At 63.8% G+C, this 12,550-nt stretch carries 12 protein-coding genes; 8 read left to right on the forward strand and 4 right to left on the reverse strand.

Annotated features, from left to right (window positions below):
• Complete coding sequence (locus ACN9MY_RS01405; RefSeq protein WP_426166795.1) at positions 1–891, reverse strand: hypothetical protein; 891 nt, start codon at positions 889–891, stop codon at positions 1–3.
• A 95-nt stretch (positions 892–986) separates the two neighbouring features.
• On the opposite strand from ACN9MY_RS01405, the gene ACN9MY_RS01410 reads away from it, so the two are divergent.
• Complete coding sequence (locus tag ACN9MY_RS01410; protein ID WP_426166797.1) at positions 987–1,475, forward strand: phage regulatory CII family protein; 489 nt, start codon at positions 987–989, stop codon at positions 1,473–1,475.
• A 119-nt stretch (positions 1,476–1,594) separates the two neighbouring features.
• Here the strand turns inward: ACN9MY_RS01410 and ACN9MY_RS01415 are convergent, their stop codons facing one another.
• The 3 genes from ACN9MY_RS01415 to ACN9MY_RS01425 form a co-directional block, all read right to left on the reverse strand.
• Positions 1,595–3,502, reverse strand: a complete 1,908-nt coding sequence (locus ACN9MY_RS01415; protein WP_426336743.1) for a DUF6600 domain-containing protein — start codon at positions 3,500–3,502, stop codon at positions 1,595–1,597.
• Positions 3,503–3,589: 87 nt separating this feature from the next.
• Positions 3,590–3,781 (reverse strand): DUF1653 domain-containing protein, encoded by a 192-nt coding sequence (locus ACN9MY_RS01420; RefSeq protein WP_426320039.1) that lies wholly within the window; start codon positions 3,779–3,781, stop codon positions 3,590–3,592.
• A complete protein-coding gene (locus ACN9MY_RS01425; protein ID WP_426320041.1) occupies positions 3,778–4,419 on the reverse strand; it encodes a LysE family transporter in 642 nt (213 codons plus the stop codon). The genes ACN9MY_RS01420 and ACN9MY_RS01425 overlap by 4 nt, the downstream gene beginning before the upstream one ends.
• A 108-nt stretch (positions 4,420–4,527) precedes the next feature.
• Here ACN9MY_RS01425 and ACN9MY_RS01430 point away from each other — a divergent pair, with 108 nt between their 5' ends.
• The 7 genes from ACN9MY_RS01430 to ccoS all read left to right on the forward strand — a co-directional run bounded on the left by ACN9MY_RS01430 (position 4,528) and on the right by ccoS (position 12,530).
• A complete protein-coding gene (locus ACN9MY_RS01430; RefSeq protein ID WP_426166805.1) occupies positions 4,528–5,457 on the forward strand; it encodes a DUF808 domain-containing protein in 930 nt (309 codons plus the stop codon).
• A gap of 45 nt (positions 5,458–5,502) precedes the next feature.
• On the forward strand, positions 5,503–5,910 hold the full coding sequence (gene yiaA / locus ACN9MY_RS01435; protein WP_426166807.1) for an inner membrane protein YiaA: 408 nt from the start codon (positions 5,503–5,505) through the stop codon (positions 5,908–5,910).
• A gap of 110 nt (positions 5,911–6,020) precedes the next feature.
• On the forward strand, positions 6,021–7,673 hold the full coding sequence (locus tag ACN9MY_RS01440; RefSeq protein WP_426166809.1) for a methyl-accepting chemotaxis protein: 1,653 nt from the start codon (positions 6,021–6,023) through the stop codon (positions 7,671–7,673).
• A gap of 17 nt (positions 7,674–7,690) precedes the next feature.
• Positions 7,691–9,121, forward strand: coding sequence for an oxygen-independent coproporphyrinogen III oxidase (gene hemN, locus ACN9MY_RS01445; RefSeq protein ID WP_426166811.1), 1,431 nt, complete (start codon positions 7,691–7,693; stop codon positions 9,119–9,121).
• A gap of 7 nt (positions 9,122–9,128) precedes the next feature.
• Complete coding sequence (locus ACN9MY_RS01450; protein ID WP_426336744.1) at positions 9,129–9,914, forward strand: sulfite exporter TauE/SafE family protein; 786 nt, start codon at positions 9,129–9,131, stop codon at positions 9,912–9,914.
• On the forward strand, positions 9,911–12,379 hold the full coding sequence (locus tag ACN9MY_RS01455) for a heavy metal translocating P-type ATPase (protein WP_426336745.1): 2,469 nt from the start codon (positions 9,911–9,913) through the stop codon (positions 12,377–12,379). The genes ACN9MY_RS01450 and ACN9MY_RS01455 overlap by 4 nt, the downstream gene beginning before the upstream one ends.
• Before the next feature lie 4 nt (positions 12,380–12,383).
• Positions 12,384–12,530, forward strand: a complete 147-nt coding sequence (gene ccoS / locus ACN9MY_RS01460) for a cbb3-type cytochrome oxidase assembly protein CcoS (RefSeq protein WP_426166817.1) — start codon at positions 12,384–12,386, stop codon at positions 12,528–12,530.
• Positions 12,531–12,550: the final 20 nt, after the last annotated feature.

Genomic DNA, 12,550 nt, shown 5'->3' on the forward strand with positions numbered 1-12,550 from the left:
TTAGTTCCTTTCAAACGAGTAGTTAGCGTTCTTTTTCACTTCCTGCGCCGCGGCCATCATCCTGAAGGCTTTCCAGGCCAGCCACACCAGGCCGCCGATCAGCAAGGCGACTGCCAGTTTGGCCAGGGTGCTCGATTCGTGGGCGGCTGGTTTGGCGGCCGGGGCTTGTACTTGCTGCTGGCGGGCGGTCTCGACAACAGCACCAGCAATGTCGCTCGCGCCGGCGGCATCGGCCATGGCACCGGTATTGCCGCTGACGTCACCCTGGACGGTTGGCGCCGGTGCCGGGGCTGGCTGAGCAGCAGGAGCAGGGGCCGGAGCCGCATGGCCGCTGGCTGCGCGGCCCAGCATGAAGCCGCCGATGCCCCACAGCCAGCCGTTGCTGCTGTCGCGGACGATTACGGGCGCCGGCGCACTGGTCGAACCGCTGTTCGGGGCGCCGTGCTGGGCAAAGGCGCCGTTGCTGTAGCCGCCATTTCCGCCGCTGCGGCCACCAGGAACGACCGGATCAAGCGGAGGCAGCGGAGGCGTGGTCCCGGTGCGGGAGGCCGTGGAGCTGCCGAAGCTGCCGGGCGCCGGCTGGCCAGTAGCGGCCGCACGCCGCGTGTCATAGGTGCGCATCGCCTGGTCCTGGGCGGCGCGGCGGTCGAGGTCACGGGACATCGCCGAATCGCGTTGTTGCGTGCGTGCCGCAGCAGGCGGCTGCGACTGGCGCTGGCCAAAGGTGCCGAAGCTTGGCTTGCTCGGGGTGCTGACGCTGCGCGAAACCGTGCTGCGGCTCGAGGAAAAGCCGCTGCGGTATGAGCCGCTTGGGCGGGCATCGGCCGTGTTGGCGACTACAATTGCCACCACGATTGCCATGATGGCCGCGAAGCGAGTGCGCTTGAACATGAAATTCACCGTTGTCAGGTAGTTAAACTTTCGATGAAAATCAGCATATCTTTCAAACAATCCGACTGCATCGGTAAAAAAAGGCCAGCTTCACCATGACTAAGAAATACCTGGACATGAACCAGCACGACGCGCTTTACAAGGTGGCGCGTACCTATCCCGGCGGCATTGAGGCGCTTGCCCAGCAAATGGGCATTTCGGCCAACGTGCTGCGCAATAAGCTGGCGCCGACCATCGCTTCGCATTACCCCTCGTTCGAGGAGGTTTCAACGATCGTGGACCTGTGCCACAAGGCTGGCGTGCATGAAGCCATGTTGCCGCTGCACGCGCTGCTAACGCGGCATGGCATGGCGGCCTTCATCGTCCCTATCCCCGATGAGGTGAGCAATGACGACCTGTCGCAGACGGTGTGCAAGGTGATGGCCCAGGTGGGCGCGGTGGCGGAGGCGGTGTCCGAGGCGCTGATCGATGGCAAGGTGACGGAGGCGGAGGCCGACCTGATCGAGCGGGAGTTCCACGGCGCGCTGTCGGCGTTGGGCGAGTGGCGCGAGCGCATTCGCCAGCGGGCGAAAATCGGCAAATAAAAAAAAGCCAGCCTGGGCTGTTGGCCGGCTGGCTAAGACTTTTTCTTCCGTTTGGGGCGAAATAGTCGGGACAAGGCGCGCAGCTTATCCCTGTTTCGCTACCCCTTCATGACATCGCTTTAACGGCGCTCTTCTTCCCGGCGATCCTCGCCGCGGCGTTCGCGCACTTCACGGCGCTGCTGCTGCTGCGGCTGTTGTTGATGGTGCTGCTGCGGCTGCATTTGGGGTTGCATTTGCGGCTGCGGTTGTGGCTGGGCCTGCTGCGGCGGTGGCGACATCTGCGGCGGACGGGCCGGGGCCATCTGCATCTGCGGCGGTGCGTCGCGGCGGCCACGGTCTTCCCGGGCGTCGCGGTCCCCTCCGCCGAAGCGCGGCTCATGGCGCGGTTGCTCCACGCGTTGCGGCTGCGGCTGCGGCATTTGCGGCGGCGCTGCTTGCAGTTGCGGCGGCTGCTGGGTCGCCGTAATGATGCCTGGGCGGCGCTGCTCCTCCCGCATATTGCGGCCGCGCCAATTGTCGCGCTCGTCATTATCGGTACGGGTCCAGTTCTGGCGCGGCTGCTGTGGCGGCGTCGTCAGCTGCTGAGGTTGCTGCGGCTGGGTTTGCAGCAACTGCTGGCGTTGCTGTTCCTGGCGCTCAGGGCCACGCAGGTCCGGGCCGCGTTCGGCACGACGCTCCCAGTTACGGTCGCGATTGAAGCGGTCGTCGCGGTCACGGTTGAAGCGGTCTTCACGGCTCGGCGGCGGTTCCTGGCGTTGCGGACGCTGCAAGCTGGAGGCCAATACCGGCGGCGCGGTCATGATCGGCACGTTGCGCACGTCCTGCGGCGTGACGCGCACTCCGTTGTTCACAGGAATATGGCGGCCACGGCCCCACTGGTCGCTCGGCAAGGCAGTCACGCCATCGCGGCGGCCATCGTGGTCGCGGTCGTGGTAGCGCTCGTGCCAGCGCTCGTTGGTGCGGTGATTCCACACGAGGCGGCGCTCGAAATCGGACGATACGCGGTAAGCCGGCACATAGCGGTCGCGCGGGCTCAGCGGGTACCAGCCAACGGCGGGACCGGAACGGCCCGAGCCGAAGCTGACGCTCCAGTTATTGCCGCCGACCCAGCCCACCAACGCGGGCGACCATACTGCGCGGCCAATGACGCGTCCCGGCGTCCAGCACCAGCGACCGCTGACCACGACCCAGCGGCCATAGTGGAACGGTGCATAACCCCAGGGCGAGTTATCGACCCAGGTCCAGCCCCATGGCGAAATCCAGACCCAGCGGCCGTCACGATAGGGCGCCCAGCCGACCGGCACCGCGCGCGGGAACCAGACGGTGCCGTATTCGCGGTCTTCCACCCAGTTGCCGTAATTATCCAGGTCTTCGTAGCCGGTCATGTCAGCCGGCACGTAGCGCGAAGCGACCATGCCTTCGTCGCGGCGGTCGCGGTTGGCGACCCAGTTGTCGAAATCATCACGCCGCGCCAGCGCGGTAAAGATGTCGTCGCCGCGTACTTCCACGCGTTTTCCGGACCGGGCGGTCAGCATGGTGCCGGCGCCTTCAACGCGGGCATTGCCGGCGAAGACGTTGACCACGGTGGTGTCGGGAGCGCGCTCCGTGTCGACCCGGAAGGAGCCGGGTTCGGTGAGCGTAATGCGGGCTTGCGGCGTGAGGAATTCGAATTCATTGAGCATGGCCGGATCGCGCACGCGCACGGCGGCGGTGCCGTAGTTCAGGCGCAGCACCAGGCGCTCGTCATCCAGTTCCTGCACCTCGAGGTCGGTGTCGCCGTCCAGGCGGATGGCGGTGGAGCCGACGCGGAATTCCGCACGGGCGCCAGACGCGGTCGTCAGGTGGTTTTCGCTGGTGACCGGCCAGTTCATCAGGTTGCCGGATTCTTCTTCACCGTTGACGAGCATGGTCACCCTGCCTTCGGTAACCGTCACCCGTCCCACCCGGGCGGGCGGATCGGCCATGGCAACCGAGGTCACTGCGACCAGCGCTGCCAGCATCAGGAACTGCACTATCTTGCGGCTCATTCTATCTCTCCAAGGGAACGTCTGCGGCGTTTTTGTTTTTATATAACGCCTGAGCCCCCTTGGCGAGGACGCAAGTTACAAATAATTTCAAATGGGGGTAAAACGCTGCACCTGCTTGCCATCCACTTCGATGATTTCGAAGAAGACTTCGCGCGGGCGGCACCAGATGGAGCCGTTGGCAGCCTTGTACACGATCATTGTGCTGAGGTCGGATTCCACCGTGGCCTCACACACCAGATCGTAGATGCCGCCCTTGTAATGCCGGAACTGGGTGGTCATGCCTGGGCCGCTCCCCGCTTGACGAAGAACAGGGCACCGCCGATAAACATCAGAAGGCCGCCAAATACGCGATTTTGCACCTTGATGGCTGAAGATTCGCGGAAGAAGCGCTGCATCGACGAGGCCAGGAAGGCATAGCTGTGCATCACCACCAGGTCGATCACGCACATGGTTGCGGCCAGGATGGCCAGTTGCGGCAGCAGCGCCGCATGCTGGTTGATGAACTGCGGCAGCACCGCCACCATGAAGATGATGCCTTTCGGGTTGGTGGCATTGGTCAGGAAGCCGATCATCACGCGCTTGCGGAAGGTCGGCAGCGCCTGGCGGGCGGCATGTACGCCTTCGCCGGCGGCGACTTTGGCGCGCCACTGGCTGATGCCCAGCCAGATCAGGTACAGCGCGCCCACGGTCTTCACCACGCTGAAGGCTACTTCCGAGGCGATCAGCAGGGAGCCGACACCCGCGCCGGCAATCGCCAGCACCAGCAGCAAGCCCAGTTGCAGGCCGAGGATGGTGGCGGAAGTACGCTTCACGCCATAGGACAAACCATGCGACATTGACAACACCGCGCCGGAACCAGGCGACACGGCAATGATGCAGGCAGCGATGACAAAGGTGATCCAGATGGTGAAAGTCATGACCGATTACCGACGAATAAAGAGTTCATTGTAGCGTTGAAGATGCCCGCTGGCTGCGGCGGCGTGTTAGATTGTCGATCCTGTAATTTTTCTTTGGAGTTATACGAAATGGCCGGTTCCAGCCTGCTTGCACTGATCGACGATATTGCCACCATCCTGGACGACGTGGCTGCCATGAGCAAAGTGGCAGCCAAGAAGACCGCGGGTGTGCTGGGCGACGACCTGGCGCTGAATGCGCAGCAGGTCGCAGGCGTGCAAGCCGACCGTGAATTGCCTGTTGTCTGGGCAGTAGCGAAGGGTTCGATGATCAACAAGGCGATCCTGGTGCCTGCTGCGCTGGCGATCAGCTACTTCGCGCCATGGGCGATTACGCCCCTGCTGATGCTGGGCGGCGCCTACTTGTGCTTTGAAGGTTTCGAGAAGATTGCCCACAAGTTCCTGCATTCGCCGGCGGAAGATGAGCAGCACCACAAGGAACTGGTGGATGCGAACCAGAGTGTTGACCTGGTGGCAATGGAAAAGGAAAAGGTCAAGGGCGCCGTGCGTACCGACTTCATCCTGTCGGCCGAGATTATCGTAATCGCCCTGGGCACCGTGGCGGCCGCCAGCTTCTTGCAACAGGTGACGGTGCTGGTTGGCATCGCCATCGTGATGACCGTGGGCGTATATGGCCTGGTGGGCGCCATCGTGAAGATGGACGACGCCGGCCTGTACCTTACCAAGCGTGCCGGTGCCGCCGTGCAGGCGATCGGCCGTTTCCTGCTGACTGCGGCGCCCAAGCTGATGAAATTCCTGTCGGTTGCCGGTACGGTCGCGATGTTCATGGTCGGTGGCGGCATCCTGACCCACGGTATTCCTGGCGCGCATGACGTGATCCATCACGCTGCCGAAGCTGCCGGTTCGGTGGGCGGCGTTGGTCCCCTGCTGGCTGCCATTACCCCGTCCGCGCTGGATACCATTGGTGGCGTGATCGCCGGCGCTATCGTGTTGGCGGTCGTCACCATCGGCAGCAAACTGTTGAGCGTGGTCAAGCGCTAAGCATTGGCCCGGCGGCACACTGTCATTTTTAACAAGGAGAATCCGATGTCGACCCATAACCGACCTTCCGGCGCGTTTGTTGGCGCCTCCTGGACCGCCCTGCTGCTGGGCGCCGGCGCCTTCCTGGCCGGCCTGTGGAATGCCCAGATGGCGCTGAACGAGAAAGGGTACTACCTGACCTTGCTGCTGTACGGCCTGTTCGCCGCCGTATCGCTGCAGAAGTCGGTGCGCGACAAAGTGGAAGGCATTCGCGTGTCGAATATGTACTTCGGCCTGTGCTGGATTTCCACCGCGTCCGCTATCCTGCTGCTGGGGGTCGGTCTGTGGAATGCCAACCTGGCGCTCAGCGAAAAAGGCTTTTACGGCATGGCTTTTGCCCTGAGCCTGTTTGCCGCCGTCGCAGTGCAAAAGAACGTTCGTGACAGTTCGGCAATCCAGGCAGAAGTGGCCTGACCGGCCAACCCTGCCAGATTTGATCTACATCATTAAAAAAGCGCGCTCAAGTCCCTAGACTGTTCCCTGTGATCTTGCGTTATAGCAAGAAAGTCAACAGGGAGCGCGCGATGCGTAAGAATTTACCGGTAACCAATCAGGAAGTAGAACTGGACGAAGACCAGGCGATCGTCTCCAAGACTGACCTGGAAGGCAATATCGTCTACGTAAATCCTTACTTCGAGCACATCAGCGGCTTCTCCGCTGCGGAGCTGATTGGCCAGCCGCAAAACATCATCCGCCACCCGGACATGCCGCCGGAAGCGTTTGCCGACCTGTGGCAAACCATCCGCGCCGGCATTCCCTGGACCGGCCTGGTGAAAAACCGCTGCAAGAACGGCGATTTCTACTGGGTCAAAGCGAATATCACCCCGATCAAGGAAAACGGCCGCACCATCGGCTACATGTCGGTGCGCACCAAGGCCGAACGCGGCCAGATCGCGGCCGCGACCGAGGCCTACCGCAAGATCATTGCCGGTGCCCGCAATATCCGCATCAAGAATGGCCAGATCGTGCGCCTGGGCCTGTCGAACGTGCTGGCACGCCTGAGCCATGTGTCGCTGGCCATGCGCATCTGGCTGGCCACCAGCGTGGTCAACGTGCTGCAGATCGCGGTCTGCATCGCTGCACTGTTCGCCGATGGCACCAGCGACGTGACGCGCTGGGGCATCTTTGGCGCCACGGCCTTTGGCTTCCTGATCAACGTCTTCCTGTGGTACACGCTGCGCACCGGCATGCTGCAGCCGCTGGGCCGCGCGCTCGATGGCGCGCGCCTGATCGCGGCCGGCGACCTGACCGGCTCCTTCGACACCGACAGCACCGACGAAGTGGGCCAGTTGCTGCGCGCCCTGCAGCAGATGAATAACAACCTGATCGCCACCATTCGCGACGTGCGCTTCAATATCGATGCGATGGCCGTGGCGACCAAGCAGATTGCCGCCGGCAATGCCGACCTGGCCGGCCGCACCGAATCGCAGGCAGCGAGCCTGGAAAAGACCGCTTCCAGCATCGAGGAATTCTCTTCGACCGTGAAGGCCAATGCCGAGAACTCGATGGAAGCGAACGCGTTGGCAGTCAGCGCTTCCGGCGTAGCGGTGCAAGGCGGCGAGATCGTGTCCGAAGTGATTGCGACCATGGACGAGATCAACTCCTCGTCCCGGCGCGTGGTCGACATCATTGGCCTGATCGAAGGCATCGCCTTCCAGACCAATATCCTGGCGCTGAACGCCGCGGTCGAAGCGGCACGCGCCGGTGAGCAGGGCCGCGGCTTCGCCGTGGTGGCTGGCGAAGTGCGCAACCTGGCGCAGCGCTCCTCCGCTGCCGCCAAGGACATCAAGCAGCTGATCGAAATCTCGGTGGAGAAGGTCAGCACCGGCATGGAACGTGCGCAACGCGCCGGCGCCACCATGGACCAAGTGGTGAACTCGGTCAAGCAGGTCACCACCATCATGCACGAGATTTCCACCGCCTCCCGCGAGCAGAGCATCGGCGTCGACCAGGTCAACCAGGCCGTCAACCACATGGACCAGGTGACGCAGCAGAACGCCGGCCTGGTCGAAGAGGCCGCCGCAGCGGCGGTCAGCCTGGCCGACGAAGCCGGCCACCTGCGCGACGCCTTCAGCCTGTTCAAATTTGAACGCACCCGTCATGCGCGCCTGACGGCTGTCAATTCGGCACGCGGCGCGCAGCCAACCCGTAAGGCGCCCAAACGCCTCGCAGCCTGATACCGAACGAGAAAATCATGAATACCATTGCAGAACCAACCGTACAGTTTGATGCAGAGCTGATCAGCCGCATGAGCACTTCCGGCCCGCGCTACACTTCGTACCCGACCGCCGACCGCTTCAAGCCGGACTTCAGCTACTCCAGCTTCCTCGAGGCGCAAGCCAACCTGCGCATGCGCGGGGCGCGTGCACCGCTCTCGCTGTACGTCCATATCCCTTTCTGCAACGTGGTCTGCTACTACTGCGCCTGCAACAAGGTGGTGACCAAGGACCGCAGCAAGGCCGTCACCTACCTTGGCTACCTGAAGCAGGAAATCGATATGCAGGGCAAGCTGTTCGCGGGCATGAACCGCGTGGAGCAGCTCCACTTCGGCGGCGGCACCCCGACCTACCTGGATGACGACCAGATGGGCGAGTTGCTGGCGCACATGCGCAAGCACTTCGAATTCGCACCGGATGAAGAGGGCGAGTACTCGATCGAGATCGACCCGCGCACCGTCGACGCTGAACGTATCCACACGCTGCGCAAGCAGGGCTTCAACCGCGTCAGCATGGGCGTGCAGGACTTCGATCCTGACGTGCAGAAGGCCGTCAACCGCATCCAGCCTGCCGAGGAAACCCTGGCCGTGATCCAGGCAGCGCGCGACGCGGGCTTCCGCTCAATCAGCGTGGACCTGATCTACGGCCTGCCAAAGCAAAGCATGACCACCATGCAGGCAACGATGGACAAGGTGATCGAGGCCAATCCCGACCGCATCGCGCTGTACAACTACGCGCACATGCCGCACCTGTTCAAGCCGCAGCGCCGTATTGCGGAAGACGAGCTGCCAACGCCGGCCGTGAAGCTGGATATGCTGGCCCTGTGCATCGATCGCCTGACCAAGGCCGGCTACGTCTACATCGGCATGGACCATTTCGCCAAGCCGGACGACGACCTGGCCGTGGCACAGCGCCAGGGCCGCCTGCATCGCAACTTCCAGGGTTACTCGACCCACGCCGAAACCGACCTGGTGGCGCTGGGCGTGTCTGCCATCAGCTCGGTGAACGGCACCTACAGCCAGAACGAGAAAACGCTGGACGAATACTACGCGCGCCTGGACGAAGGCCGCCTGCCGATCGCACGCGGCTACGCGATGGACAACGACGACCTGCTGCGCCGCATGGTGATCCAGATGCTGATGTGTAACTTCGAGCTGTCGATCTCGGCGCTGGAACTCGGTTATCCGATCCGCTTCAAGCAGTACTTCGCCAAGGAGCTGGAAAAGCTGCGCGAGTTCGAGCGCGACGGCTTGCTGGCGATCGAAGACGACTGGATTTCCGTAACGCCCAAGGGTCGCCTGCTGATCCGCAATATCTGCATGGTGTTCGACCGCCACCTGACTGCCGACCGTGCTGCAGGAACGGCGCCGGGACAAGTGCATCCGCTGCGCTTCTCGCGCACGATTTGAGGAGTTCATGAACCTGCTGCCCATCCTGATTGCCGGCCTCGCCGGCAGTGTGCATTGCGCCGGCATGTGCGGCGGCATCGTCAGCGCGTTCAGCGTTGGCGGTCCGTCCGCCGCGCCGGCGCGTGCTCGCGTGATCCCGATTGCGCGCATGGGCACGGGTGGAACTGCCGCCATGACTTGGGCCGGCGCCAATGCAGGCGCGCTTGGCCACGTGCTGGCCTATAACAGCGGGCGCATTGGCAGCTATATGCTGGCTGGTGCAATTGCAGGCGGCATCGCCGGCAGCATCGCCAGCCTGGCACAAATGGCATCCGCGCAGTTGATCGCCTACTGGATGGCCAACCTGATGCTGGTCGCCATGGGCCTCTACCTGATGGACGCCTGGCGCGGCCTGGCCCGCGTGGAGGCCGTGGGCGGCATCCTGTGGCGCCGCGTGCAACCGATGGTCAAGCCCCTGGTTCCGATGGATACGCCGTTGAAGGCGCTGGCGCTCGGCGGCCTGTGGGGCTGGGTGCCTTGCGGCATGGTGTACAGCATGCTGCTGACAGCCATGCTGACAGGCTCCGCGCTGGATGGCGCCCTGGTGATGGGCGCCTTCGGCCTGGGCACGCTGCCGATGCTGCTGGCGATGGGCATGGCTGGTTCGAAGCTGCGCCAGTACCTGCAAAAACGCTCAGTGCGAGTGGCCTGCGGCCTGCTGGTACTGGGCTTCGGCGTGCTGGGCCTGGCCCGCGCAGCCAGCGGCGGCCAGCACGCATTGTTCGATGTGCTTTGCCTGACGGTGCAGCCATGATGATGAATGAAATTGCGGCCTGCTTCCATTGCGGCCAGCCGGTCGCCGCAAGTGCCAACTGGCATGTGAACATCGAAGGCGTCGAGCGCGCAATGTGTTGCCCTGGCTGCGCGGCTGTTGCGCAGACCATTGTCGATATCGGCCAGGCCAGCTACTACCGCGAACGCAATGGCTTTGCCGCGCCGGGCGAGGCGGGCGTCGCAGCGGCGCTGGTGCCAGCCGCGCTCGCGCTGCCGGAAGACGATCCGAACATCATCGACGATGGCGATGCGCGCGAAACGACCTTGCTGGTGGAAGGCATCCGCTGTGCCGCCTGCGTGTGGCTGATCGAGCATCGGCTGCGCCAGGTCGAAGGCGTGGAAATGGCCAACCTGAACGTCGCCACGGAAAAGCTGTTCCTTCGCTGGCACAAGGATAAAACTACCGCCGCGGCGCTGCTGGAGGCGGTGCGCAGCATTGGCTACAACGCCTGGCCTTACGATACCAGCCGCCACGACGCGCAGCTGCAGAAAGCCAGCCGCACGCTGGGCCGCCAGCTCTTCGTTGCCGGCCTGTCGATGATGCAGGTGATGATGTACGTGGCGCCGGAATACATGGCCGGTGACGACGGCACGCTGGATGCCGGCATGGCTAGCCTGATGCGCTGGGCCAGCCTGCTCCTGACGCTGCCCGCCATTGCCTACTCTGCCCAGCCTTTCCTGAAAGGCGCCTGGGCCAGCCTGAAGGCGCGCGTGCTGGGCATGGACGTGCCGGTGGCATTAGGCATCATGGCCGCCTTCATCGGTAGTGCCGTATCGACTTTCCGCGGCCACGGCGAGGTGTATTACGACTCGGTCACCATGTTCATTTTCCTGCTGCTGGCCAGCCGCTACCTGGAAATGGTGGCGCGCCGCAAGGCAGCCAGCGCCTTGTCGCGCCTGCGCCATGGCGTACCGGAGATGGCGCAGCGCCTGGCTGCCTGGCCGGACCTGCGCGATGCCACCACCGTGCCCGCCAGCGCACTTGCCGCCGGCGACCATATCATTGTCAAAGGCGGCGAATCCGTGGCAGCCGATTGCGTTGTCGTTGAAGGCAGCACGGCCGTCGATCTGTCGCTGCTGACCGGCGAGAGCGCCCCGCAGCGCAAGACTGTCGGCGATACGATTCCCGGCGGCGCGGTCAACGCAGGCAGCCCGGTCGTACTGCGCGTCGAGAAGCCGGCGCGCGAAAGCACCCTGGCCGGCCTGCTCAAGCTGATCGAGCGCGCCGGCAGCGCCAAGCCGCAAATCGCGCAATGGGCGGACCGTACCGCCTCTTGGTCTGTCGCTGCGCTGCTGCTGTTCGCGGCGGCCAGCTTTGGCTTCTGGACCTGGCATGACGCAGTGCGCGCCTGGCCGGTGGCGATTGCCGTACTGGTGGTGTCCTGCCCATGCGCCTTGTCGCTGGCGACTCCCTCGGCGCTGGCAGCAGCGACAGACCGCCTGTTGGGCAAAGGCGCCCTGGTCGTGCAGCCGCATGTCCTCGAGACTTTGCACCGCACCACACATATCGTATTCGACAAGACCGGCACGCTGACGGAAGGCTGCCCAACCGTGCAAAACATCGACGCGATCGATGGCGCGCGGATCATCGGCATCCTGCGCGTGGCAGCGGCACTCGAAACTGGCAGCGCGCACCCGATTGCACGGGCCATCAGCGCCGCCGCTGAAGCGCATGGCGCTGGCGCGGCTGGCGCCACCGGCCTGCACGAACTGGCGGGGCAGGGCATGGAAGGCATGGTCAATGGTGTTCGCTATCGCCTCGGCACTGCGGCATATGTAGCCGGCATCGCTGGCAGCCCGGTACCGCGATCGGGCCTGGCCGGAACGGCTGGCGCTGCGGGCGCCACGGACAGCTCGCCGATGACCACCGTGTGGCTGGGCATGCAGGGCCGTTGGCTGGGACGTTTCCGCATTTCCGACGCACTTCGGGCGGATGCGCGGCGGACGGTTGAATTCTTCCAGCGGCTCGGCAAGGAGGTCGTGCTGCTAAGCGGCGACCAGCAGTCACTGGCGGAGAGCGTGGCAGGACAGTTGGGCATCACGGAGGCGATCGGCGACTGCCTGCCGGACGAAAAGCTGGCATACGTCCAGGCGCTGCAAGCGCGCGGCGGCGTGGTAGCGATGGTTGGCGACGGCATCAACGACGCCGCCGTGCTGAGCGCGGCCGATGTCTCTTTCGCAATGGGCAGCGGGGCAACGTTGGCACAAGTACATGCCGACTGCGTACTGCTCGACGCCCGCCTGCCGCTGCTGACGGAAACCGCCCGCAGCGCGGACAAGACCATGCGCGTGATTCGCCAGAACCTGGCCTGGGCCACGCTATACAACATTGTTGCCATTCCGGCAGCGGCCTTCGGTGTGCTGAACCCCTGGCTGTCCGGCGTTGGCATGGCGGCCAGCTCCGCCATCGTCGCTCTCAATGCGCTTCGTTTGCGCAGAGGTTAAAAAAATGGAATCACTTTACCTGCTCATCCCCATCAGCGTCGGCCTGGTTTTCGGCGCGCTGTGGTTGTTTTTCAAGGCCTCGGATGACGGCCAATTCGACGATCTGGTAGGCCCGGCCATCCGCGTTTTGCAGGACAACGACCGGATTTGATCCACGTCATGTTTTTTTGA

This window comes from Pseudoduganella sp. R-31, assembly GCF_049913235.1.
GTDB lineage: Bacteria > Pseudomonadota > Gammaproteobacteria > Burkholderiales > Burkholderiaceae_D > Rugamonas.